This window comes from Polynucleobacter sp. JS-Mosq-20-D10 (assembly GCF_018687755.1).
In the GTDB taxonomy this organism is placed as follows: Bacteria; Pseudomonadota; Gammaproteobacteria; order Burkholderiales; family Burkholderiaceae; genus Polynucleobacter.
The window spans coordinates 1,817,582-1,841,244 of record NZ_CP061305.1 but is presented as its reverse complement, the minus strand read 5'-3'; the positions used below and the strand labels follow the sequence as shown (position 1 = coordinate 1,841,244).

Here is a 23,663-nt window from a genome sequence, read left to right as displayed (position 1 = left end):
AGGAAATTGCGATTAGATTCGTTTTTGGCGAATCAGGCCCAAGAGGAGCAAGAGGCAAGATAGACTCAGAATAGGTATATTTCCCCAAAGTACGTAAGGTGTCGTGCCCGAGTAGGCCTGGATCTTAAGGCTGAGTACCCCTTGGGTAAATTCATCTAGTTGTGAAAGTACTTTGCCATCCGGCCCAAGGGCTGCCGTGATGCCTGTATTAGTGGCACGTAAGGCTGGAAGTCCAGTCTCCAATGACCGTAACTGGGATAGCCTCAACTGCTGAGCTGGCGCTTGTGAATCCCCAAACCAGGCCAGATTGGTCATGTTGATCAATAGGTTGACGGGATGACTGGTGTGATGAATACGGGAGGCTAATTCCCCGCCAAAGACATCCTCATAGCAAATCGTAATGGCTGCATGAATCGCATCTTTGCCAGAGCGAATAATGCTGTAAGGGGCTTGATCTAGTTTGCCCCGTGCGAAGTCGCTCATGGGTACGTTGAAGGCATTTACAAACCAATGAAAGCCGGGAGGAATAAATTCTCCAAAAGGTACCAAGTGTGATTTGTCATATTGATAGCTTGGTGCGTTGGGAGAGAGTCCAAGCGTTCGGTTGGTGTACTGCACCCCAGCAGGATTACCCGTCTCTCCAATCACGCCAAGCAAGACATTGCTAGAGGTATTGTTAGAAAACTGTTGGAGTGATCCCAATAGACCTGTAGGAAGATTGCTTTGGGGCCAAGGGTAAGCAGTCTCTGGAGTGATGATGAGATCTGCTGATTGACTCTCGATTGCATTGGTATAAAAACTCAATTGCTCTTCAATAGCTTTAGGATTGAACTTGAGGCTCTGCTCAAAATTACCCTGAATTAAACGAACGCTGAGTGGCTCGCCAATCGGTTTTGTGAAAGTCCAGAAGCTAGCAAGTTGTGCAAGGGCGATGGTGGAAATAATGCAGGCACAACTAAAAAAGATATTTTTCTTTAGTTGACTGATTTCCCAAGAGACCCATACAACTAAAAATGTGCATGCCAGACCGCCGAAGAATGGCGCTACTGGTGCGAAGGGACCATTGAATTGCGTCTCAGCAAATCCCATCCAAGGAAAGCCAGTGAACACTACGCTACGCAGATATTCACTCATTACCCAAGAGGCCGCTAGTACCAGGCCCGTCAGGCGTTTATGTCTTGCTAGACAGAGGTAGAGGGAGGCGCCGGAGAAATATACAGCCATTCCAGCGGCTAATAAAAATACCGCTAAGCAAGACAGTGCCGCATGCATTCCACCTATGTCATGCAGGCTAATGTAGATCCACCAAAGACCTAGAACAAAGTAGCCTAGACCAAATGACATTCCTAAGATAAATTGATTTTTAATTGAGGGGCTTGACTGCTGATCCATTAGCCACCAAATCAAACTCAAGACGGGAATCTGTATCCAGCCGCCATAGGGTAGCTCTGCTACAGCGGCTAGTACGACTCCAAGAGAAAATAGCAGCAATACATTGGCGCTATTACGAAGCCTTGTTGATTGCGGATCAATCAAGGTAATTCTCAGGAGGATTTTTTCGGGAGTTGTCGTGCAAGCAGAATATGAATCTGTCTTGGATCAGCACGCTGCACCTCAAATTCAACTCCATCGATTTCGATCAGTTCACCCATCTTTGGTACTCGACCAAGATGCTGAATGACTAAACCAGCAACTGTTTCAATACCTTCAACATCAAATTGGGTGCCCAGGGTCTCATTAAATTGCTCGAGCTCGGTAATTCCTTTCACACGAATATCACCATTATCTAAAGAGATCAGGTTATCTGCCTCTTCATCAATATCGTGCTCATCTTCAATGTCACCCACAATTTGCTCAAGAACATCTTCAATCGTAATGACGCCCGCAACACTGCTGTATTCATCCACGACAATAGCTAAGTGATTGCGGTTATCTTTGAAGTCACGTAACAACACGCTCAAGCGCTTCGATTCAGGAATAAATACGGCAGGGCGAAGCCAGTCGCGTACCTGAAAATCTTTTTCATTAGAGTGGCGCAATAAATCTTTTGCCAGTAGGGTGCCGATCACATTGTCACGAGTGCCTTCAAATACGGGGAAGCGTGAGTGCGCTGCAGTAATCACGCTCTTGATAATTTCTGATAAAGGCTGGCTAATATCAATCCAGTCAATCTGCGCTCTGGGAATCAAAATATCGCGAGCACACAATTGCCCTACTTGGAATACCCCCTCAATCATGGAGAGGGCATCTGCATCAATTAAGCCCTCTGTTTGGGCTTCTCTGAGGGTATCAATCAGCTCTTGACGACGTTCGGCTGGACTAGTTGGCTGTGGCGTTAAAAAATCAGCCAAGCGCTCTAAAAGGGATTTATTGGGGTCGGGCATATAGCAAGAATATCGCAGAAATAAGTAAATTCAATGAAGGAGGCAGCAAGGATGCCTTAAATGGGTGCGTAGGGATTAGCAAAGCCCAAAGATGTCAGGAGGGCAATTTCCCTACCTTCCATTTTTTTGGCTTCTTTATCACTCTCATGGTCAAGACCTTGGGCATGTAAGCAGCCATGAATAATTAGATGGGCTAGGTGGGTCTGCATAGATTTACTTTGCTCTGATGCCTCTTTTTGAATCACGGGGAGGCAAAAAATAATGTCGGCAGTCAAAGTCTTTTTGCTGAGCTCGTATGGAAAAGTGAGGACATTAGTCGCATAGTCTTTACTACGAAAGGCAAAATTCAGTTTTTTCCCTTCAGCTGCATTAACAAAGCGTAAAGTGATTAAACCATTTAAATGAACCGCTGCCTTTACCCATTTTTTGATTGCTGCTAGAGAGACAATCGCAAAAACTTTTTCTTCAATTGCAGCGCTGGCAAACTGAATATCTATCTCCAATTTAGAAGGGGGTAATTGCTTGGCAGTCATCTTAATGGGCTTGCGTAGAAGTGAGCTCACTGATGAGGTCGCCTCGGAGCGTGTAATTGAGTACTTCAGTGATGCGGATGTCTACCATTTGACCGATGAGTGATTCGATATCTGCATCTGGTGCAGTAAAGTGAATTACCCGATTATTGGCAGCGCGACCTTGTAGGTTCACACCATCCTTGGCTAAGCCTTCAACAAGTACCCGTTCAGCAGCACCCAACATGTTTTTACTAATCTGATTTGCTTGTGATTCAACTAGTGCAAGTAAGGTTTGCAGTCGCTTGAGTTTGACTTCATAAGGGGTGTCATCGCTTAAATTGGCAGCGGGCGTCCCGGGACGTGCGCTGAAGATAAAGCAAAAGCTATTATCAAAATTGAGTTCTTCAACCATTTTGAGCAGTTTTGCAAAGTCTTCATCCGTCTCGCCAGGAAAGCCCACAATGAAGTCGCTAGAGAGCGTCAGGTCTGGCCTCACAGAGCGCATCTTGCGAATAATGCTTTTGTATTCTAGGGCGGTGTAGCCACGTTTCATTGCAGACAAAACGGAGTCGGATGCGTGTTGCACTGGAAGATGCAAGTGGCTCACCAGCTTAGGAACTTTTGCATAGACATCAATCAAGCGTTGGGTAAATTCTTTTGGGTGGCTAGTGGTAAAACGAATTCTTTCAACGCCCGGTATTTCTGCGATGTATTCAATCAGTAGTGCAAAGTCTGCAATCTCTTCCGTGCCACCCATTTTGCCAAGATAAGCATTAACGTTTTGACCAAGCAAGACAATTTCTTTCACGCCTTGCGCTGCAAGGCCGGCCACTTCCGTCAATACGTCATCAAAGGGGCGCGAAACCTCTTCGCCACGAGTGTAAGGAACCACGCAGTAGCTGCAGTACTTTGAGCAGCCTTCCATAATAGAGACGTAGGCTGAGCCGCGCGTTTGACGAGAGGCGGGCAGATGATCAAACTTTTCTATTTCTGGAAAAGAGATGTCAACTTGAGGTCTGCCAGTTTCGCGACGTTGTGTAATGAGATCAGACAAGCGATGCAGCGTTTGCGGGCCGAAGACCACATCTACATAAGGAGCTCTGCTAATAATTTGTTGACCCTCTTGGCTGGCAACGCAACCCCCAACACCAATCAATAAATCAGGTTTGGTTTTCTTGAGTTCACGCAGACGCCCTAAGTCAGAAAATACCTTATCTTCTGCTTTTTCACGAATCGAGCAAGTGTTTAATAGAACCACATCTGCATCTTCAGGGGTATCAGTCATGACCATGCCTTCATTGGCATGTAGGAGGTCGGCCATCTTGCCCGAGTCGTACTCGTTCATTTGACAGCCAAAGGTTTTGATATAGAGCTTTTTCATATGCCGTTCTCAGGTTTATAGCTGGGGGCGAAGCTGAGATTTTACGGGATAAGTCGCCTAGAGCAGGCGTAGAGCCAGAATCGCAACAATGGTTGGTGGAATGGCAGCTACAAATAGTAAGCCTGCCGAAACAGCCGCATTAGGGAAGTAACTACGCAAAATAGCCAGTCCAGCAGGGTTGGGAGCATTGGCAATGACGGTTAGTCCGCCGCCTGCTACTGCGCCGCCAACCAAAGCTAACTTGAATTCTGGGGAAGTACTCTGTACTAGCGAGCCTAAATAGGTGAGCGCTGCATTATCGGTAATCGCGGTTAATGCCAGGCTGCCATAGAAAACGGCCGTTGGGCTCATGGTTTCCAGAATCGGTTGTAGCCACCAACCTTGCAGTCCGCCGAGCACTACGAGTCCGGCCAAGAAGAACCCAACCAATAAAGCCTCGCGCAAAATCAGTGGGTTTTGATGTTTTGGATAAGCCGTGGTGTAGCCAATGAAAAAGAGTAGTAGCCACATGAAGATTACTGGGTCATGTGCAAAAGCCACGATACCTAGCAAAAAGAGTAGATGAATGGCTGTAATAGTAAGCGGCATCCGAACATCATTAGCTTTGCTTGTAGGCTCAATTAATTGCTTATGAAAGAGCAGCGTTACGATTGTTGCATTAATAAAAATAGCGACCATCGCTTCAAGGCCAAAGTTGGCAAACATGAAAGTACTGCTCCAGCCCCAAGTAGATGCAACCATCAGTACCGGTGGTGCTGCGAAATTAGTGAGCGTGCCACCAATCGAAATATTGACGAATAGCACACCCAAGGTACCAAATAGCAGTGAGGTTGAGCATTTGTGACGATAGACTAGGTCACGCAATAAGAATGCTGCCAGCGTCATTGCTGCGGGTTCAGTAATCAGTGAGCCCAACAAAGGTGTGATACTGAGGGTCAAGAAATACAGCGTGGGAGCTTGCTTGGTACGCAAGACGAGTTGAATTACCTTGCCGAGTTTATGTAGCAGCTGCGTTGCAAAATGCAAAATCGGTTTGCTACCAGCGACCACCATAATGGCAAAAACAAATAGCGGCTCGGTAAAGTTACGTTTGTTGGCGTACTCTTTTGCTGTGGCTAGATCATTAGCAAGCCACATAAAAATAATCAGGATGGCCGCCCAAAAACCAAAGACAATTTCTACTTCGCCAAGCAGATGCCATAAGCCAGAGTGCCTTGGAGATTTTTTAGCAAGTGCTTCAAAATGCGAAGTACAAAACGTATGTAGCACTGCGAGCGCAAAAATAATGCTTGCACCAAGCTCGGTAGGGGTAAAGTTCATAGGCACATATTATCAGGACAAGCCTGTCAGAATAGGCGCAAAACTAACTCAGCAAAACTAGTAGCAATTTAGGGGATTTTGATGAAATTGAAATTGGGTTATCAAGAATTAATTGCTAATGCAATGGCTCAAATTGAGACTGTGCCCTTAGAGCAAGCGCAACAATTTCTAGATGATCAAAAAACTGTATTTGTCGATATTCGGGATGTGAGAGAGTTGGAGCGTGATGGGATGATTCCGGGTGCAATTCATGCACCGCGTGGCATGCTGGAATTTTGGGTTGACCCAGAAAGTCCTTATTACAAGCCGGTTTTTGGAGAAGGCAAGCGTTTAGTGCTCTATTGTGCATCCGCATGGCGCTCTGCCCTGGCAACAGAAACCCTTCAAAAAATGGGAGTACCAGGTGTTTGTCATCTAGAAGGCGGTTTTAGTGCCTGGAAAAAGGCTGAATTGCCTGTAACGGAGAAGCGTTCAAAGCCACAACAGAGTTAAATTTCTAGTGGTATAGATCTTGAAATACATTAAATGAGCCCCATTTACTCGGGGTGATGTTCATTGATTAAGAGCGAAGAGGGAATACGCATGACTGTAGCTAGCAAAGAAACTTTAGGCTTTCAGGCCGAGGTAAAGCAACTTTTACAACTGATGATCCATTCCTTGTATTCCAATAAGGAAATTTTTCTCCGGGAGTTGATCTCGAATGCATCTGATGCTTCAGATAAGCTCCGCTTTGAGGGGATCGAGCATCCCGAGTGGTATGGTGATGACCCTGATTTGAAGATCAAAGTCAGTTTTGATCAGGCTGCCAGAACCGTGACTATTTCTGATAATGGCATTGGCATGAGCCGCGATGAAGCCATTGCTAACTTGGGCACCATTGCTCGCTCTGGTACGAAAGAATTTTTCTCCAAGCTATCTGGCGATCAGCAAAAAGATGCCGCTTTGATTGGTCAGTTTGGCGTAGGTTTTTATTCAGCATTTATTGTGGCCGACCATATTACTGTAGAGACGCGTCGCGCTGGTCTACCGGCGACCGATGGGGTTCGTTGGGAGTCTGATGGTTCAGGCGAATTTACAGTAGAAAGTATTCATCGCCCACAACGTGGAACATCGATCACGATGCATTTACGTGAAGGTGAGGATGATTTCCTTTCTACCCATAAGCTCAAATCGATTATTCGTAAATACTCCGATCACATCTCCTTGCCGATTCAGATGAATAAAGAAGAGTGGGATGCAGATAAAAAAGAACAAGTGATTAAAGATGAGCTTGAAAGTATTAATCAGTCAAGCGCTCTATGGGCGCGCTCTAAATCGGAGATCACTCAGGAGCAGTATGACGAGTTTTATAAGCACTTGTCTCACGACTATGAAAATCCCTTGTGCTATTCCCTGAATAGGGTTGAAGGCCGCAGTGAATTTACGCAACTACTCTATGTGCCTGCACGTGCGCCATTTGATTTGTGGGATCGTAACAAGCGGGGTGGTATCAAGTTATATGTGAAGCGGGTATTCATCATGGATGATGCCGAGCAGTTGATGCCGATGTATCTGCGTTTTGTAACTGGTGTGATTGATTCAACAGATCTGCCCTTAAACGTCTCCCGTGAGATTCTTCAGGAATCGCGCGATGTCAAAATCATTCGTGAAAGCTCCACCAAGCGTGTGCTGAGCATGCTGGAGGATCTGGCCAATAGCGATGATGAGGCTAAGAAAGAAAAGTACCGCACCTTTTGGACTCAGTTTGGACAAGTGCTTAAAGAAGGCATTGGTGAAGATCAGCCAAATCAAGAGCGCATCCTAAAGCTCTTGCGTTTTGCAAGCACACATATGGATTCTGCAGACCAAACTGCCTCCTTAGCTGAATACATTTCACGCATGAAGGAGGGTCAAGACAAGATTTATTACGTCACGGGCGATACCTTTAATGCTGCTAAAAACAGCCCGCATTTAGAAATCTTCCGCAAGAAGGGTGTCGAAGTATTGCTACTCACCGATCGAGTGGACGAATGGATGCTTTCTTTCTTCACGGAGTTTGATGGAAAGCAGATGACCTCGGTAGCAAAAGGTGGACTTGATCTTGGGAGTCTCAGTGATGAAAAGGAAAAGAAGGAGCATGAAGAAACTGAGAAAAATTTCAAGGGCTTACTTGATCGCATGAAAGCGGCCCTAGAAGATAAGGTGAAGGATGTGCGCGTGACCTTCCGCTTGACTGATTCTCCAGCATGTTTAGTCTCTGATGAGAACGAGCTTTCTGGCAATTTATTGCGCATGCTCAAAGCGGCGGGTCAGCAAGCGCCTGACACTAAGCCTATTTTGGAAATCAACCCAGAGCATCCTTTGCTACTGAAGCTTAAGTCAGATGATCAGCACTTTGATGAATGGACTCAGGTTTTGTTTGATCAAGCTCTCTTGGCAGAGGGTGGCCAATTGAATGATCCGGCCGCTTATGTAAAGCGTATTAATCAGCTGCTACTTTCTTAAATTGCTGAAGTCTTAAAGAAAAACCCGACCTGCGTCATGCAAGTCGGGTTTTTTGTTTTTCTGCGACTAGAACTTAGCTAGCTTATAAAGCTAGCTAAGTGTTACTGAGGAGCTTTAGCAGGTTGATTATTTTTTCCTGCGTTGTATCCAGAGTTGTACTCAGAAGCCTGCTCTTTTTTGTATGCATCGTATACGTAACCAGAAGCCGCACCAACTGCAGCTCCACCGACTGCGCCCCAGATTGGGTTACCGTGGAAAATTGCTGTACCGACTGCACCAGCAGCTGCACCGATACTAGCGCCAGATAATGTACGTTGTTCTGTATTACTCATATTCGAGCAACCTGCGATTGCTAGAGTTGCGGCAGTAATAGCGATAATTTTTTTCATATCAACTGTTCCTTAGTCTATAGATTGAATTGGCTAAATAGCTTGGTGGCTTGGATTATTTTTTGGCACAAGGGAAGCGCGATGCCAAGAAGCCCAAGAAAACACCTGCTGCTGGTTTGTCAGCAGTCTGTTGATTGGACTGGCCAAATTTTACAAATTCACCAATTACTTCATCACGTGACGGCGCTGGTTGTTTTACGCAAATATATGGCTTTGCGCGCTGCGGGTGGCGTGTAGCCAAATAAGTGTCGTAAATAGCTGTTGTATAGCCTACGCAAAAGCTGCGGGATTCAGGGCTCGCTGGCACTTTACAAACGTTTACAAGCTCTTGTGTACTTAGGACTTGAATTTTTTCTTGAGCCTGAGCTAAGCCAGAAAATACACCTAAGGCGGTTAATAGAACTAAAGCTTTTTTCATGGGTTTTCCCCTTGGATTTATCTAAATTCCATAATAAACCATGTTGAGGGCATTAAATTGCACTAAATAAGTGCATTAATGACCAAATTCGGTCTCGATATTCCCCATAATGATGCAAAAAACATGGGGAGTAATTTCGGTGGAAACTTTGAAATCAGGCAGTGATGTCTTATTTATTTTGCTCGGCGCAATCATGGTTCTGGCCATGCATGCGGGATTTGCATTTCTTGAGCTTGGCACTGTACGCAAAAAAAACCAAGTAAATGCTTTGGTCAAAATCTTGGTGGACTTTGCAGTGTCAACTATTGCCTATTTCTTCATTGGTTATAGCATTGCTTACGGCGTTGACTTTTTCTCTGGTGCCGAAATCTTGGCCGAGAAAAATGGCTATGAACTAGTTAAATTCTTTTTCTTGCTGACCTTCGCTGCAGCTATTCCAGCCATTATTTCTGGTGGTATGGCAGAACGTGCGAAGTTCAATCCTCAACTAATTGCTACTTTTATTCTGGTGGGTTTCATCTATCCATTCTTCGAGGGTATTGCCTGGAATCAGCATTATGGTATTCAGGCATGGATTAAGACACTGACCGGTGAAGAGTTCCATGACTTTGCAGGATCTGTTGTAGTGCACGCCGTGGGTGGTTGGCTCGCTTTACCAGCTGTCATTCTCTTGGGGGCTCGTCGCGGTCGCTACACCAAGGATGGCAACGTTGCGGCACATCCACCATCTAGCATTCCATTCTTAGCATTGGGTGCTTGGATTTTGGCGGTAGGTTGGTTTGGATTTAACGTCATGAGTGCACAGACGATTGATAAGGTCAGCGGTTTAGTGGCCATGAATTCTCTTATGGCAATGGTTGGTGGTACTTTGGCTGCATGGGTGATTGGTCGTAATGATCCAGGCTTTACTTATAACGGGCCGTTAGCTGGCTTGGTAGCGGTTTGTGCTGGCTCAGATTTAATGCACCCGATGGGTGCTTTGGTCGTTGGCTTAATTGCTGGCGCTCTCTTTGTATATATGTTTACCTTGGTGCAAAACCGCTGGAAGATTGACGATGTGTTGGGCGTCTGGCCACTTCATGGTTTATGCGGTTTATGGGGTGGCTTGGCTGCGGGTATTTTTGGGGCAAAAGCACTAGGCGGTCTTGGCGGAGTGACTTTCTTGGGGCAGTTAATTGGGACTGGTTTAGGGGTTGCAATTGCCCTCATCAGTGGTTTTGTGGTCTATGGATTACTTAAAGCTGTTTTAGGCATCCGGATGTCACAAGAGGAAGAGTACGAAGGTGCCGATTTAAGTATTCACCGGATTTCTTCCACTCCTGATCGTGAGCCTAACTGGTAGGCTTTCTTAAATATAGTCATTACCTATAATGAGTCATGGCTATATTTGAACTAGATGGAAATGCTCCTCAGTTATCTGAGGGCGCTTGGGTTGCCGAAAGCGCAGAAGTAATCGGTAGAGTTGAGCTTCATGAAAGCGTGAGTGTGTGGCCCAAGGTGATTATCCGTGGCGATAACGATCTCATTCAAATTGGTGAAGGTAGCAATGTACAGGATGCATCGGTTCTGCATACTGACCCTGGCTACCCCCTCATCATTGGTAAGCAAGTTACTGTTGGGCATCAGGTGATGCTCCATGGCTGTCAAATTGGCGATGGTAGTTTGATTGGCATTGGCGCAGTAATCTTGAATGGCGCCAAGATTGGTAAAAACTGTTTGGTTGGTGCTGGAGCCCTAGTGACCGAGGGTAAAGAGTTTCCAGAGGGCTCAATGATTATTGGCTCACCCGCTAAGGCAGTAAAAACATTAAGCCCTGAGCAAATTGCTGGTATTGAGGATATTGCTGGTCGCTATATAAAGAATGCGCAGCGTTATATCAAGACGCTTAAAAAGATTGCTGAATAATTTATTGGATGCTCACAGGTTTAGAGTGAGCATCCATACCCGAATCAGTTAAAACTAGCCTCTGCCAACAAAAGGCATATTGGTCGCCATGATAGTCATCGAGAGAATATTACTCTCTAGAGGTAGTTGTGCCATATGCAGGACAGCCTCTCCAACATGATCTACATCCATGCGTGGCTCAACTTTGATTGATTGATCGGCCTGCATAATTCCAGCAGCCATACGTTCAGTCATTTCTGTTGCAGCGTTGCCAATATCGATTTGCCCGCAAGCAATATTGAATGGACGACCATCTAGAGCAATCGTTTTTGTAAGACCACTAATCGCATGTTTAGTTGCTGTGTATGGAGCCGACATTGGCCTTGGTGCATGGGCGGAAATAGAACCGTTATTAATAATTCGGCCACCTTGTGGAGATTGTGCTTTCATCATCCGAATTGCTTCTTGGGAGCATAAGAAGGCACCGCAGAGGTTTGAATTCACAACATTCATCCATTGTTCGTAAGTGAGATCTTCCATTGGAATTGCTGGTGCTCCGATGCCTGCATTATTGAAGAGCACATCAATACGCCCAAAACGTTCTTTTAGGGTCGCAAATAATTTCTTCACTTGATCGGGCTGACCAACATCGCAAGTGACCGCAAGGCAATTTTCGCCTGTTCCACCAATATCAATAATTGCTTTTTCTAGCTTTTCTAGATTGCGTCCAGTCAGTACAACTTGGTAGCCACCTTTGAGAAGGGCTTTAGCTGCCGCCCTTCCGATACCTACACCAGCTCCGGTGACAAGTGCAACTTTATTATTTGTTTGTGGCATTACTTTCTTTCTAATAAATGTCTCAGATAAATTCTAATTTGCCTAATATTTACTTAGGTAATGGTAAAGCAGTTTTATAACGCACTTGTTTTAAGGCAAAGCTAGAGCGAATTTTTTCAATCCCAGGAATTGGCGTTAGTTGCTCTAAGATGAATTTTTCAAGCGCATCCATATCAGCCACTGCCACACGTATCAGATAATCGCTATCTCCAGTCATGAGATAGCACTCCATCACCTCATCGTGTTCTGAGATTCGTTGTTCAAATTGCGCTAAGGCTTCTTTAGACTGCTCTTTAAGGCTAATCGAAATGAAGACGTTTAAGCCAAGCCCCAAAATCTTAGGGTCTGCTAATGCAACATAGTTGCGGATAACACCTTTATCTTTCAGTGCCTTCACCCTCATCAAACAGGGTGATGGTGATAGGTGAACCCGCTTAGCTAGCTCCACATTGCTATGGGAGCTGTCATTTTGTAGTTCGTTCAATATTCTGATATCTATGGTGTCTAGCTTCATAAAATTCCTTAAAAATTACTTATTTCAGCATATTATGCTTAAAATTATCATTTATGACCAATAATTAGCGACCTATTTTGGCTGTAATCCAACAAAATAAAGCCTTAGATAAAGCTGTAAATCTTCGGAGGGGTTGTGGGTATTGAAATTGCATTTCCATTGCCAGAAGTCAAAAAAGATCAAGCCATAATTGAGCTCGAATTTTGGGCTGGCCCTTCAGCAAGAAAATTTGCCCGTGAATTTGGTGTCGATATTCAGCAGGTTCGAGGCAGTGGCCAACGAGGTCGAATCACCAAAGAGGACATTCAGCAATTTATTAAGCGCTCAATGTCGGCAAGAGAGAGTTCATCCGTACAGGCAGCTCAGGGCATTGCGGGATTTGATCTTTTACCTTGGCCTAAAGTCGACTTTACTAAGTTCGGAGAAATAGAGTGCCAAGCTCGTAGCCGGATTCAGAAAATATCGGCCGCTAATCTGGCGCGCAATTGGGTCATGATCCCGGCGGTAACTTATCACGATGATGCTGACATTACTGATCTTGAAGAGTTTCGTGCAGCATTAAATCAAGAGAATCAGAAAGATGGGGTCAAGATTACTTTATTAGCATTCCTGATCAAGGCTGTAGTAGTTGCCCTTAAGAAATATCCAGCATTTAATTCTTCACTTGATGGTGAGGACCTCATCCTGAAAAAATATTTTCATATTGGATTTGCAGTGGATACCGAAGGCGGTTTGGTTGTTCCAGTGATTCGCAATGCGGATCAAAAGGGTATTCATGAGATTGCGAAAGAGACGGCTAGCCTAGCTATGCTGGCCAGAGAAGGAAGGCTCAAGCCAGATCAGATGCAGGGCGCCACCTTTACGATCTCTTCATTGGGTGGAATCGGCGGCACTTATTGCGCACCGATTGTGAATGCACCCGAAGTAGCCATTCTGGCAGCGAATAAGTCTGTCATGAAACCTGTATGGAATGGTGCGCAATTTGTTCCACGTTTGATTTGCCCGCTCTCTATGACTGCTGATCATCGAGTTATTGATGGCGCCTTAGCAACACACTTCACTACATATCTCACTCAGCTATTGGGCGATTTTCGTAGGGTGATGTTATGAATTTTAAAGATCAAAAGTTACAGAGGAATTTTTTATGAATGCCCCCGATATTAAAAAATACTTAAATCTCGAGCACATCGATACCGATCCTGCAGAAACTGCAGAGTGGAACGAGGCGTTTATGGATTTGCTGGCCTCAGGCGATAGTGCGCGCGCCAAGTTTATTTTGGATAACTTGGTAAAGCTGGCTAACAAAAATCAAATTAATTGGGTGCCTAATTTAGTTACGCCCTATATCAATTCAATACCAGTAGATGAGCAACCTCCATTCCCTGGTGATTTGGCAATCGAAGAAAAGCTAGCCTCACTGATGAGGTGGAATGCTCTAGCTATGGTGGCAAAAGCAAATGAAGCCTATGGGGAGCTAGGTGGGCACATTGCTAGCTATGCCAGTGCTGCAGATTTATTTGAAGTTGGGTTTAATCATTTTTTCCGTGCAAGAACTGAGGGTGGGAATCCTAAAGAGCGCGGAGACCTGGTTTTCTTTCAGCCTCATAGCGCTCCTGGGGTCTACGCCCGCGCTTATCTAGAAGGAAGGCTTACGGAGAATGACCTCCTGCATTACAGGCGCGAAATTACTGCACCTGAATCTGGAGCAAGAGGCTTATCAAGTTACCCACATCCTTGGCTAATGCCTGATTTTTGGCAGTTCCCAACCGGCTCAATGGGGATTGGCCCAATCAGTTCGATTTACCATGCACGCTTTATGCGCTATCTGAGTGATCGCAAATTATTGGATTGCTCTACCAGAAAGGTTTGGGGTGTATTTGGTGATGGTGAGATGGATGAGCCAGAAAGTATGAGCGCCCTGACATTAGCGTCTAGAGAAAAGCTGGATAACTTGGTTTGGGTGGTCAACTGCAACTTGCAACGCCTAGATGGCCCGGTGCGTGGCAATGGAAGAATCATTGACGAGTTAGAAAAACTCTTTAGAGGTTCTGGTTGGAATGTAATTAAGCTGGTATGGGGTAGTGATTGGGACGGGCTCTTTGCTAGAGATACTTCTGGGGCACTGGTAAAAGCATTTGCTCAAACTGTTGACGGACAAATGCAAACCTTTGCCGCGAAGGATGGTAGTTTTAATCGTAAAAATTTCTTTGGTCAGAATGAAGAATTAGCTCGCCTTGCTCAGGGCATGACAGATGAGCAAATTGATCGTCTCAAAAGAGGTGGTCATGATTTAGTCAAAATTTATGCGGCCTATCAAGCGGCCGCTAATCATGTAGGTCAGCCAACGGTGATCTTGGCACATACCAAAAAAGGCTATGGCATGGGTAATGCTGGCCAAGGAAAAATGACCACCCATAGTCAGAAAAAGTTAGATGACGAAGCATTGATTGCGTATCGCAATCGTTTTAATTTGCCATTAACGGATGAGCAGGCTACTAATCTTACTTTCTTTAGGCCTGAAGAAAATAGTGAAGAGCTGAAGTATTTAAAAGAACAACGCACTAAGCTCGGCGGTCAGCTACCTAAGCGTTATTCAGAATGTGACAAATTAAATGTCCCAGATATTGCTTCTTATGCAGCATTTGCAATTAAGGCTGAATCAAAAGAGATGTCGACGACGATGGCTTTTGTCCGCATGCTTGGAAATTTACTGAAAGATAAAGAGCTGGGGCCTAGAGTCGTACCTATTGTGGCCGATGAAGCAAGGACATTTGGTATGGCCAATTTATTTAAACAGGTTGGTATTTATTCTAGTGTTGGCCAACGCTATGAGCCAGAAGATATTGGTTCGGTACTCAGCTACCGCGAGGCACTAGATGGACAAATCCTGGAGGAGGGTATTAGTGAGGCGGGCGCGATTGCCAGTTGGACTGCTGCAGCAACAAGCTATAGCGTTCACGGAATTGCAATGCTGCCTTTTTATATATATTACTCCATGTTTGGCTTTCAGAGAATTGGAGATGCCATTTGGGCGGCGGCCGATCAACGGGCCAGAGGATTTTTATTGGGCGCAACCTCTGGCAGAACAACATTGGGTGGTGAGGGACTGCAACATCAAGATGGCAGTAGTCAGCTCGTGGCCGCAACTATTCCTAATTGCAAAGCATATGATCCAGCCTTTGCTGGTGAGTTATCGGTGATAGTGGATCAAGGAATGCGCGACATGTTAGTTGATCAAAAAGATTTGTTCTATTACATCACCCTCATGAATGAAAATTATGCTCAGCCTGATTTGCCTGAGAATGCAGCCGAGGGCGTGATTCGTGGTTGCTATAAATTGAAGACTATCAAGGCTGTCAACGGTGATGGTAAGTCTTGTGTAAGTCTGCTGGGGTCTGGTGCCATCATGACTGAGGTTCTGAAGGCTGCTGACATGCTTGCTAATGCTGGTATCAATATCGATATCTTTAGCGTCACTAGTTGGAGCGAATTGTCTCGAGATGGCAAATTAAGGGAGCAGGCAAGACTCTCTGGGGATGCTGATAATACACAAGCATATATTTCAGAGGTGCTGGCTCAAGGTCGCGGTCCGATTGTGGCTGCTACTGACTATGTACATGCGCTTCCAGAAAGCATACGTGCCTATATTCCCGAGGGTAGAGGATATATCACGCTCGGCACCGATGGTTTCGGTAGAAGTGATACGAGGGCAGCATTGCGAGAGTATTTCGGCGTGAATGCGAGCAGTATTTATAAGGTAGCGCAAGCCTCATTGAAAGAATAATCTTTCACTTGATACCTTATGATCACTTTATTATTTGTTATTACCAAATTTTCTGGAGATGTTTAGATGTCCCTTATTCAAAAGCTCAAAGCACGCGCAGCTAACAACAATCCCGTGCGTGTTGGGATTATTGGCGCTGGTAAGTTCGGATCCATGTATCTTTCGCAGGCGCCGCGCACCCCAGGCATTCATTTGGTTGCGGTCGCCGATTTATCTCCTGATCGTGCAAAAGAATCGCTTGCTCGGGTAGGTTGGGATGCCCCTCGTTATAGCGCTTCCTCATTACAGGACGCCGCTAGGTCAGGCGCCACCTTTGTGACTGACGACGCAGAAAAAATGATAGCTAGTGAGCACATTGATATCGTGATCGATTCCACAGGTAGTCCAGCAGCCGGTATTCGTCATGCTCTGCTTTGTTTTGATCATCGCAAGCACATCATCATGGTTAACGTAGAGGCAGATGTATTGGCAGGCCCTTTACTAGCACGTAAGGCGGCAGAGGCTGGTGTGATTTACTCTATGGCTTCTGGAGATCAGCCAGCACTCATCGCAGAATTAGTGGATTGGGCAAGGACGATTGGCTTAGAAGTGGTGTGTGCAGGTAAGGGAACTAAATATTTACCTATCTATCACCAGGCCACGCCCGATACTGTCTGGGGACATTATGGATTTTCTGAGGAACAAGTTGCTGGTGGTGACTTCAATGCACAAATGTTTAATTCATTTTTGGATGGAACTAAGTCAGCCCTCGAAATGGCCGCAGTATCAAATGCTTGCGACTTAATTCCTCCGAGCAACGGTTTAGAGTTCCCGCCTTGTGGAGTAGATGACTTGCCACACATTTTCCGACCAGTAGCTGAGGGCGGTATTTTGAGGCAAAAGGGAACTGTTGAAGTAGTGTCTTCAGTTGAGCGAGATGGACGTCCAGTATTCAGAGATTTACGTTGGGGTGTTTTTGCTGTGTTTGAAGCGCCTAGCCAATATGTGGTTGATTGCTTTGCACAATACGGCCTAAAAACAGATAGTACTGGTAAATATGCGGCGATGTATAAGCCTTATCACTTGATCGGTTTGGAGCTAGGTATCTCGGTTGCAAGTATTGCAGTCCGAGGAGAGGCTACTGGTGCAACTGGTGATTGGAAGGGCGATGTTGTTGCTACTGCTAAGCGCACGCTGAAGGCTGGTGAGAAATTAGATGGAGAGGGTGGCTTCACAGTTTACGGAAAACTGATGACTGCTACAGATTCACTCAAGCTTGGTGCCTTACCAATTGGTTTGGCACACAATATGGTTTTAAACAAAGAGATTCCATCTGGGAAGCCGGTATGTTGGAGTGATGTGGATTACGACGCTACTAAGCAAGCCATTCAATTTCGACGCGAAATGGAAAAAGTATTCGCTTAGGTCTTAGGTCGATATTGTGCGATGGTTCCAGATCAGCCAGATCCCTGAAGAGGCAATCAGAATCATGCCAACGACGCTTAAGCCATCGGGTAGTTCACCAAAAATCAGGTAGCCATAGCCAACCGCCCAGATCAGCTGTAAGAAAACTAAAGGGGTTAGTTTGTAGGGTCGCATTTTATAGAACGCTAGTACAACCAATAGATGGGCAATTCCGCCAAATAAGCCTATCAAACCAAATAATGCATATTCATATGCAGGTAATGTGGGAAGTGGAGCCGCAATCGGTAGTAATACAGTAGAGATCACAAGCCCAACGATGCCGCTATAAAAGAAAGTGGTGTATTCCGAGTCTTCAACTAGTTTTCTAGTCGATAGCTGAAAGATGGCATTGAGAAATGCCATGAGAACAAGTAGTAGCGCAGCTAAGTGAAAAATTGCCGAGCCTGGTCTGGCGATGAAGAGGATGCCCAAGAATCCTATTGCAGCGACCAACCAATCTTTTGGTCCAACGCGCTCACCTAATATAGGTCCCGATAGGATTGCCACCCAAATTGGAGCGGTGAATGTAATTGATGACGCCTCAGCTAAAGGCAGCCAATTGAGCCCTGCAAAAAATAAGGCTGCAGTTGCGACAAGCAAGCAAGAGCGAAAGAGTTGCAGGCCTAAATTTTGAGTACGCCAGAAATTTTTACCTAGGAAGTACCAGGCGATCGGAGCCGCAAGTAATAATTGACCAAAAAATCGAGACCACACTACAGCGATAAGATTAGTGTCTTGGACCAGAATCTTGGCCATTACATCTACTGTAGAAAAGCAAATTCCACTGAGAATAAAAAGGAAGACTGGCGATTTCACTCCGTAAGGACTCCAGCCTTAATGCATATCCATTCTTTAAAGAGCTTAATTTTTTGACTGTTTTTAGTATTCGAGCGATAGGACAAAAAATGAGTCCTATCGGTAGTGGGTAAAAAGATCCCCTTGCCGAGTTCAACCAACTCACCTCGTGAGAGCTCTCTTTCAGCAAACCGAACACTCTCAAGTACAGCCCCTATACCGTCCACGGCGGCTGATACTGAGAGGGCTGCACGATCGAATGACATCTTTCGGCTTGATGAATTTTTAAGTTGATTAATCTCAAACCACCGCTCCCAAGTATGGTGATTCAGTGAAGACTCGATGAGGGTTAACTTACTCATCAACTCTTCTACTGAAACTTTGGGATCAATTAAGTCTGGCGAACAGAGCGGCATAATTTTTTCTTCGCCTAGAGATAGGGATGTAATTCCGGGGCCTTCATGAGTTGATTGATAGGAGATGGAAATATCAATTTCTTGATTACGCAAAAGATCAATGGGCTCGGCGCCAGAAGTAAGTCGAATAGTAATATCGGGATTGTTTTTAATGAACTCCGGTAGCCTTGGGCTAAGCCACTTGGCAGCAAAACTAGGTGAACAGTGCAAAGCAAGAACTTGTGAACTTGGAGCGAGCGTCACCTCATTGCATGCCGCTTCAATGACATCAAACACTCTGGAAAGTGACTCTAAAAAACGTCGCCCTTCGGCCGTTGGTTCTACTTTGCGGTTCTTTCTTAGAAATAGTGGCTTACCAAAATAGTCTTCGAGCTCTCTAATTTGGTGGCTAATGGCTGATTGAGTGAGGTGCAGCTCCTTAGCAGCCAAGGTGAAGCTTTCAAGGCGTGCAGCCGCCTCAAAAGCCCGCAAAAGAACATAATTTGGTATTTTTCTCATGTAAATAGAATATACATGATTTATATTCATCTATTCATGAATACTTATCGTTTGTCAAAACCTTTAGGAAGGCTGATGATTACGGCTTAGTTATATTTTGAGTTTTCTCAAAATATCAAATTGACTTCATTTTAAAAAGGAATTCACATGGCTGCGGTGATGGAGAAAGAACGTAAATTGAACTTGGGCGATAGAGAGTCCATTTATCAACCTGAAGACAAATCCCAGATTTTTCCTTACCAGCCAAAATTCAAAAGCTTCGCTGAGGAGCGTCAGCATCTCAAGGAGCGATTAGTTGCTGCATGCAGAGCATTTGCCCTAGAAAAGTTCGATTATGGATTTGCGGGACATTTAACGGTTCGTGATCCAGAGCATCCAAATTTGTATTGGACCAATCCAATGGCTGTGCATTTTGATCAAGTAAAAGTTTCTAACTTAATTCTGGCAGATCATGAAGGCAATATTTTGGAAGGCAAACATGCACTCAATCGTGCTGGATTTGTGTTGCACGCAGCGGTTCATGAAAAGCATCCTGATATCGTGGCTATGTGTCATGCACATACAGTCTATGGAACAGCATTTGCAGCGCTAGGTAAACCACTAGATCCAATCTCTCAAGATGCTGCAGCATTCTTTGAGGACCATATGGTTTTAGCGGAGCAAGCTGGTCAAGTAGCAGTTGAGGATAATTCAGGCTATAACGTAGCGGGTTCATTAAAAAAAGTGAAAGCGATTATTCACCGCAATCATGGCTTGTTAACAGTAAGTCGTCATAGTATTGAGGCTGCAGCATTCTGGTTCATAGCCTTAGAGCGTTGCTGCAAACAGCAGATGATAGTTGAGGCAACGGGCATTAAGCCTGTGTTGTTATCTCCAGAAACCGCGCGTTACAGTCGTGAACATGTGGGTAGCGAGTATATTGGTTGGTTACATTTCCAGCCAATCTGGGGTTATCTAAAAGAAAACCAGCCAGATATGTTTGAGTAATTGAGTAGTTTTAGATATAGCTAGTTAATCAATTGGAGCACCATTAATGACAAGTAAACAGGAACAAGCGGAGAAAAAGGTCGGCGCATCCGCAGGGTCTGTAACACCCAAGAAATTAGTCCCTTATGGTGGCTATTACACCAATAAAGTTCCAGGACATGATCCTGAGCTAACAGAGGTGGGTCCTGGCACACCAACAGGCGAGTACATGCGTGGCTTTTGGCATCCAGTTTGCATGTCAATTGAATTAACTGACACACCAAAATTTTTAACTATCTTGTGTGAAGAGTTGGTAGCGTTTCGTGATGGTAGTGGCCGCATTGGGGTTTTACATGCTCACTGCGTTCATCGCGGCGCTTCACTAGAGTATGGGCAGATTCAAGATCGGGGCATTAAGTGTTGTTATCACGGCATGGTATTTGATGTAGACGGTACTTGTTTGAATGCGCCGTTCCCTAAGGGTGAAGAAGCGGAAGCAAAAAAATATGCATGCTCAATTCAACAGGGTGCCTATAAAGCTTTCGAAAGAAACGGCTTAGTGTTTGCATACATGGGCGCTCCTGATAAAGAGCCGCCATTTCCAGAGTGGGAGTCTGATTTCACGGTAGCTCCTGGCGATGAGCTTGTGCCATATAGTAATTTCCAACACTGCAATTGGTTACAAGTTCAAGACAATGCTGCGGATAACTTTCATACAGCTGAATTACATGCTGCCAAAAACGTAGTAGGTGGTCACTTTCAAGGTACAACCTTTGATGAGGTAGGCTCTCCAACAATGGAAGTGCATCCGGATATGCAGTTTGTGCCAATCCATGGTGGGCGAGGCTTGGCTTGTTCTGGTGCACGTCGTGTCAACAACGATAAATTGTTTATACGTGTTCAACATCAAGTGTTACCAAACCTCAGCTTGCACGCCTACACTTCTGAGGATGGCTCCAATAAGAAGCTATTTAGCCGCTTTCACATTATTCGCTGGACAGTTCCAGTCGATGACTTCAATAGCAAGATGATTGGCTGGCGTGTGATGGGCCCCGGCATTGATACCCGTGGAATCGGACAAAAAGAGCTGGTCGGATATGAATCAATCGACTTTTTGGATGGCCAAGTTGCCTTGAGAAGGGCTGAGCGTTTTGGTAAGCATACAATTAACGATATTGTGGACATTCCTGCTGATCACAGGGCACGCTCCAATTACAAGATGGCTCAATATGCGCCTGGTGATTACGAGGCCATCATTAGTCAAAGACCGATAGCAATCCATGCTCTAGAGAATCCTACTAAATTTGATGCGGGCCCTTATTTATTTAGAAAGATGCTGCGGGATGCCATTCGAGGCTCTAATCCAGCAGCAAGCGCAGAAGCCTTTGCTGAGTGGTTAAAGGAATTGAATGGTGCACCCAATAGTTATTGCTCTGGTAATGTATTTGAATTACCAATTGGTGCCACTACTGAAGATGAGGTAGCGCAAAGACGATTTGTTGCTAAAGGTGTGATTGCGATTCTCACGGAGAGTGAGCAGCACAAAGGCAAAGAGCGCACAGACTTTGTAAAGAAAAAAATGGAAGAGCTTGAGCAAACTGCAAAAGCACAATTTAAGCATTAATCTATAGATCTGAAGAGATGGGCTGCGATTGCAGCCCATTCTTTGTGTGGAGCGAGATAAAAAAGTGAATACAATTTCCAGTGTGGACTCTGAAGGACTAGTGATCGAGGTTCAGAGTACTGGCCAAAAAATAAGTGTCACGAGGGCCGAGTCAATCATCGATGCTTTGGCAAGATCAGGCATTGAGATCCCTACTTCTTGCCAATCAGGTTTGTGTGGTACCTGCAAGACAAGATATATCAGTGGTGATGTAGAGCACGGAGATTGTATTTTGAGTGATGTCGAGCATCAGGAGTATTTAACACCCTGTATCTCTCATATCAAAAGCGGAACACTGGTCCTTGATTTATAAAAAACGAAGTAATCAAAAAATATATGTCTTAGGTGCGGGTGCAGTAGGGTGTTACTTTGGTGGTATGTTAGCTCGAGCCCATCATGATGTTACTTTTATTGCAAGGCCTGAGCGTGCGGCGGCCTTGAATGCATCTGGTTTAGAATTGGATTGCAAAGCATTTCATGAGACAGTGAAAGTTAGAGCAAGTTCCGATCTTTCCATTTTGAGTGATGCGGATTTAGTTTTACTAAGCGTCAAGTCACTCGATACAGAGCGGACTATGGCAGATGTTAAGTCTATTTTGCCAAGTAAGGCAGTAATCCTCAGCGTGCAAAATGGTATAGCCAATATCGATATTGCCTCGAAAATAGTGGCCAACCCAGTTTATGCAGCAGTGGTCTATGTCGCAGCCGGTATGATCGGTCACAGAACTATGAAACACCATGGTAGAGGTGAGCTGCTGATTGGTAATATGAAAGAAAGTGCCTTAGGAGATGAGCAAAATCTGAAAGAGATATGCAAACTGTTTGAAGCCGCAGATGTTCCGTGTAGGATTAGCCCGCAGATTAAAAGAGACATGTGGCTGAAGTTTTTGGTGAACTGTTCTTTTAATGCTATTTCAGGAATTGGCCAGATTTCTTATGGGGAGATGGTTAAGTCTCCCGGCATTATCAAGCTGATTGAAGAAATTACTAGGGAGTTTTTGGCTATTGCCGCGTTTGAGAATGTCAACATCACTCTAGCAGAGGCGCTTGCCGCAAACGAGTCAATAGCGACCACTATGGTTACGCAGATTTCTTCTACAGCTCAAGATTTATCTAAGGGAAAAATGACAGAGATTGATTTCTTAAATGGCTATATTGTGGAGTTAGGTAAGCGCTATGGAGTCGCGACACCGTACAACGAATCTGTTCATGCCTTAGTTAAAATGCTCGAATCCCAAATTAAATAGAAGGGTTTGGTCCTTCAGCATCAATTTGTTTTTCCCAAGAGGCATTCATAAATGCTGGTAGCTTCATGCATTCATTAAATATCTTCATCAGTGTGGGGTAGGCCCTCATATCCATCTTGATGCTTAATGCATTGAAAATTTGAGGAATTAAGCAAATGTCGATCAAGCCGGGCTGATCTCCGCAAGCAAAGTGACCTACTCTTGCATCAGCGCTTAATTGTTTCTCAAGGCTATTTAATCCTAATACCATCCAGTGTTGATACCACGCCTCTTTCGATTCTATGCTGATACCTAACTTTTGAATTAGATATCGCAATACCCGTAAATTACTAATCGGGTGAATATCAATCGCGATATCCATCGCCAATGAGCGTACCCACGCTCTATCAATTGCATTCTTTGGCAAAAGTGATGGGCTTGGATGAGTCTCCTCAAGGTACTCAATGATGGCAAGAGATTGGTGGATGCTGTGAGTTCCGTCGCTATAAAGAGGTATCAAGCAATTGGGATTCTTGCGACTGTATTCAGGCGAAGATTGTTTCCCACCATTTTTTACGAGATGGACAGGAATCACCTCGTAATCAAGATTTTTTAAATTGAGGGCAATACGCACCCGAAAGGCTGCAGAGCTACGCCAAAAGCTATAAAGCTGAGTTTTCATAAAAGATTCCTTGGTGGCATTACCCTCAGTATATTAAGGAATTCATTGAGTGACTGGAGTTGGTGAT

22 protein-coding genes and 1 pseudogene are annotated in these 23,663 nt (G+C 44.9%); 11 read left to right on the top strand and 12 right to left on the bottom strand.

The features are described 5' to 3' along the window. Positions 1–12: 12 nt before the first annotated feature. From lnt to FD967_RS09395, 5 genes are read right to left on the bottom strand one after another with little or no spacing between them, the layout of a single operon-like run. Entirely contained in the window at positions 13–1,536 is a 1,524-nt protein-coding gene (gene lnt / locus FD967_RS09415; protein ID WP_251369030.1) for an apolipoprotein N-acyltransferase, read from the bottom strand. Between the two features lie 8 nt (positions 1,537–1,544). Further along, entirely contained in the window at positions 1,545–2,384 is an 840-nt protein-coding gene (locus FD967_RS09410) for an HlyC/CorC family transporter (RefSeq protein ID WP_215325782.1), read from the bottom strand. 56 nt (positions 2,385–2,440) lie between these two features. Then, on the bottom strand, positions 2,441–2,947 hold the full coding sequence (ybeY, locus tag FD967_RS09405; RefSeq protein ID WP_251369029.1) for an rRNA maturation RNase YbeY: 507 nt from the start codon (positions 2,945–2,947) through the stop codon (positions 2,441–2,443). Then, positions 2,919–4,277 (bottom strand): tRNA (N6-isopentenyl adenosine(37)-C2)-methylthiotransferase MiaB, encoded by a 1,359-nt coding sequence (gene miaB, locus FD967_RS09400; protein WP_215325780.1) that lies wholly within the window; start codon positions 4,275–4,277, stop codon positions 2,919–2,921. Before miaB ends, ybeY begins: the two co-directional genes overlap by 29 nt. A 57-nt stretch (positions 4,278–4,334) precedes the next feature. After that, entirely contained in the window at positions 4,335–5,597 is a 1,263-nt protein-coding gene (locus tag FD967_RS09395) for a putative Na+/H+ antiporter (protein ID WP_215325778.1), read from the bottom strand. An 81-nt stretch (positions 5,598–5,678) separates the two neighbouring features. On the opposite strand from FD967_RS09395, the gene FD967_RS09390 reads away from it, so the two are divergent. Together FD967_RS09390 and htpG are read left to right on the top strand one after the other, a co-directional pair. Then, a complete protein-coding gene (locus FD967_RS09390) occupies positions 5,679–6,089 on the top strand; it encodes a rhodanese-like domain-containing protein (RefSeq protein WP_215325777.1) in 411 nt (136 codons plus the stop codon). Positions 6,090–6,179: 90 nt separating this feature from the next. Then, a complete protein-coding gene (gene htpG, locus FD967_RS09385) occupies positions 6,180–8,081 on the top strand; it encodes a molecular chaperone HtpG (protein WP_215325776.1) in 1,902 nt (633 codons plus the stop codon). A 101-nt stretch (positions 8,082–8,182) separates the two neighbouring features. On the opposite strand, the gene FD967_RS09380 is transcribed toward htpG, so the two are convergent. Together FD967_RS09380 and FD967_RS09375 are read right to left on the bottom strand one after the other, a co-directional pair. Continuing rightward, a complete protein-coding gene (locus tag FD967_RS09380) occupies positions 8,183–8,470 on the bottom strand; it encodes a glycine zipper domain-containing protein (RefSeq protein ID WP_015422003.1) in 288 nt (95 codons plus the stop codon). A 55-nt stretch (positions 8,471–8,525) separates the two neighbouring features. After that, entirely contained in the window at positions 8,526–8,888 is a 363-nt protein-coding gene (locus tag FD967_RS09375; protein ID WP_215325775.1) for a Rap1a/Tai family immunity protein, read from the bottom strand. A 139-nt stretch (positions 8,889–9,027) separates the two neighbouring features. Between FD967_RS09375 and FD967_RS09370 the strand changes: the two genes are divergently transcribed. Together FD967_RS09370 and FD967_RS09365 are read left to right on the top strand one after the other, a co-directional pair. Further along, the gene (locus FD967_RS09370) at positions 9,028–10,230 is read left to right on the top strand and encodes an ammonium transporter (protein ID WP_215325774.1); all 1,203 of its coding nucleotides are present in this window, start codon (positions 9,028–9,030) and stop codon (positions 10,228–10,230) included. A 35-nt stretch (positions 10,231–10,265) separates the two neighbouring features. After that, a complete protein-coding gene (locus FD967_RS09365) occupies positions 10,266–10,793 on the top strand; it encodes a gamma carbonic anhydrase family protein (RefSeq protein WP_215325773.1) in 528 nt (175 codons plus the stop codon). Between the two features lie 54 nt (positions 10,794–10,847). Here the strand turns inward: FD967_RS09365 and FD967_RS09360 are convergent, their stop codons facing one another. Together FD967_RS09360 and FD967_RS09355 are read right to left on the bottom strand one after the other, a co-directional pair. After that, positions 10,848–11,609, bottom strand: a complete 762-nt coding sequence (locus FD967_RS09360) for an SDR family oxidoreductase (protein ID WP_215325772.1) — start codon at positions 11,607–11,609, stop codon at positions 10,848–10,850. 49 nt (positions 11,610–11,658) lie between these two features. Continuing rightward, positions 11,659–12,123 carry an Lrp/AsnC family transcriptional regulator gene (locus FD967_RS09355; RefSeq protein WP_215325771.1) on the bottom strand — a complete coding sequence of 155 codons (465 nt, stop codon included), beginning with the start codon at positions 12,121–12,123 and terminating at the stop codon, positions 11,659–11,661. Between the two features lie 207 nt (positions 12,124–12,330). Here FD967_RS09355 and FD967_RS09350 point away from each other — a divergent pair. The 3 genes and pseudogenes from FD967_RS09350 to FD967_RS09340 form a co-directional block, all read left to right on the top strand. Then, positions 12,331–13,233 (top strand): annotated as a pseudogene (locus FD967_RS09350) (2-oxo acid dehydrogenase subunit E2); the annotation flags it as partial. Positions 13,234–13,267: 34 nt separating this feature from the next. Continuing rightward, positions 13,268–15,907, top strand: a complete 2,640-nt coding sequence (mdeB, locus tag FD967_RS09345; RefSeq protein WP_215325770.1) for an alpha-ketoglutarate dehydrogenase — start codon at positions 13,268–13,270, stop codon at positions 15,905–15,907. A 66-nt stretch (positions 15,908–15,973) separates the two neighbouring features. Then, a complete protein-coding gene (locus FD967_RS09340; RefSeq protein ID WP_215325768.1) occupies positions 15,974–17,311 on the top strand; it encodes an NAD(P)H-dependent oxidoreductase in 1,338 nt (445 codons plus the stop codon). A gap of 3 nt (positions 17,312–17,314) precedes the next feature. Here FD967_RS09340 and FD967_RS09335 read toward each other — a convergent pair whose 3' ends face one another. Continuing rightward, positions 17,315–18,166 carry a DMT family transporter gene (locus tag FD967_RS09335; protein ID WP_215325767.1) on the bottom strand — a complete coding sequence of 284 codons (852 nt, stop codon included), beginning with the start codon at positions 18,164–18,166 and terminating at the stop codon, positions 17,315–17,317. Beyond that, complete coding sequence (locus FD967_RS09330; protein WP_251369027.1) at positions 18,163–19,059, bottom strand: LysR substrate-binding domain-containing protein; 897 nt, start codon at positions 19,057–19,059, stop codon at positions 18,163–18,165. The genes FD967_RS09335 and FD967_RS09330 overlap by 4 nt, the downstream gene beginning before the upstream one ends. 147 nt (positions 19,060–19,206) lie before the next feature. On the opposite strand from FD967_RS09330, the gene FD967_RS09325 reads away from it, so the two are divergent. The 4 genes from FD967_RS09325 (at position 19,207) to FD967_RS09310 (ending at position 22,935) form a co-directional block, all read left to right on the top strand. Next, complete coding sequence (locus tag FD967_RS09325) at positions 19,207–20,046, top strand: class II aldolase/adducin family protein (protein WP_215325765.1); 840 nt, start codon at positions 19,207–19,209, stop codon at positions 20,044–20,046. Between the two features lie 46 nt (positions 20,047–20,092). Further along, the gene (locus FD967_RS09320) at positions 20,093–21,649 is read left to right on the top strand and encodes a Rieske 2Fe-2S domain-containing protein (protein WP_215325764.1); all 1,557 of its coding nucleotides are present in this window, start codon (positions 20,093–20,095) and stop codon (positions 21,647–21,649) included. A 64-nt stretch (positions 21,650–21,713) separates the two neighbouring features. Then, on the top strand, positions 21,714–22,001 hold the full coding sequence (locus FD967_RS09315; RefSeq protein WP_251369026.1) for a 2Fe-2S iron-sulfur cluster-binding protein: 288 nt from the start codon (positions 21,714–21,716) through the stop codon (positions 21,999–22,001). After that, positions 21,991–22,935 (top strand): ketopantoate reductase family protein, encoded by a 945-nt coding sequence (locus tag FD967_RS09310; protein ID WP_215325763.1) that lies wholly within the window; start codon positions 21,991–21,993, stop codon positions 22,933–22,935. The genes FD967_RS09315 and FD967_RS09310 overlap by 11 nt, the downstream gene beginning before the upstream one ends. On the opposite strand, the gene maiA is transcribed toward FD967_RS09310, so the two are convergent. Continuing rightward, on the bottom strand, positions 22,928–23,596 hold the full coding sequence (gene maiA, locus FD967_RS09305) for a maleylacetoacetate isomerase (RefSeq protein WP_215325762.1): 669 nt from the start codon (positions 23,594–23,596) through the stop codon (positions 22,928–22,930). The genes FD967_RS09310 and maiA overlap by 8 nt on opposite strands. Between the last annotated feature and the right edge of the window lie 67 nt (positions 23,597–23,663).

What these genes read in the sequence shown, in the direction of transcription:
- FD967_RS09325 (WP_215325765.1), top strand. Translation starts at nt 19,207, where the DNA reads ATGGCTGCGGTGATGGAGAAAGAACGTAAATTGAACTTGGGCGATAGA.
- htpG (WP_215325776.1), top strand. Translation starts at nt 6,180, where the DNA reads ATGACTGTAGCTAGCAAAGAAACTTTAGGCTTTCAGGCCGAGGTAAAG.
- FD967_RS09355 (WP_215325771.1), bottom strand. Translation starts at nt 12,123, where the DNA reads ATGAAGCTAGACACCATAGATATCAGAATATTGAACGAACTACAAAAT.
- FD967_RS09390 (WP_215325777.1), top strand. Translation starts at nt 5,679, where the DNA reads ATGAAATTGAAATTGGGTTATCAAGAATTAATTGCTAATGCAATGGCT.
- FD967_RS09365 (WP_215325773.1), top strand. Translation starts at nt 10,266, where the DNA reads ATGGCTATATTTGAACTAGATGGAAATGCTCCTCAGTTATCTGAGGGC.
- maiA (WP_215325762.1), bottom strand. Translation starts at nt 23,596, where the DNA reads ATGAAAACTCAGCTTTATAGCTTTTGGCGTAGCTCTGCAGCCTTTCGG.
- FD967_RS09395 (WP_215325778.1), bottom strand. Translation starts at nt 5,597, where the DNA reads ATGAACTTTACCCCTACCGAGCTTGGTGCAAGCATTATTTTTGCGCTC.
- mdeB (WP_215325770.1), top strand. Translation starts at nt 13,268, where the DNA reads ATGAATGCCCCCGATATTAAAAAATACTTAAATCTCGAGCACATCGAT.
- FD967_RS09340 (WP_215325768.1), top strand. Translation starts at nt 15,974, where the DNA reads ATGTCCCTTATTCAAAAGCTCAAAGCACGCGCAGCTAACAACAATCCC.
- FD967_RS09410 (WP_215325782.1), bottom strand. Translation starts at nt 2,384, where the DNA reads ATGCCCGACCCCAATAAATCCCTTTTAGAGCGCTTGGCTGATTTTTTA.
- FD967_RS09320 (WP_215325764.1), top strand. Translation starts at nt 20,093, where the DNA reads ATGACAAGTAAACAGGAACAAGCGGAGAAAAAGGTCGGCGCATCCGCA.
- FD967_RS09330 (WP_251369027.1), bottom strand. Translation starts at nt 19,059, where the DNA reads ATGAGAAAAATACCAAATTATGTTCTTTTGCGGGCTTTTGAGGCGGCT.
- FD967_RS09380 (WP_015422003.1), bottom strand. Translation starts at nt 8,470, where the DNA reads ATGAAAAAAATTATCGCTATTACTGCCGCAACTCTAGCAATCGCAGGT.
- miaB (WP_215325780.1), bottom strand. Translation starts at nt 4,277, where the DNA reads ATGAAAAAGCTCTATATCAAAACCTTTGGCTGTCAAATGAACGAGTAC.
- FD967_RS09375 (WP_215325775.1), bottom strand. Translation starts at nt 8,888, where the DNA reads ATGAAAAAAGCTTTAGTTCTATTAACCGCCTTAGGTGTATTTTCTGGC.
- FD967_RS09360 (WP_215325772.1), bottom strand. Translation starts at nt 11,609, where the DNA reads ATGCCACAAACAAATAATAAAGTTGCACTTGTCACCGGAGCTGGTGTA.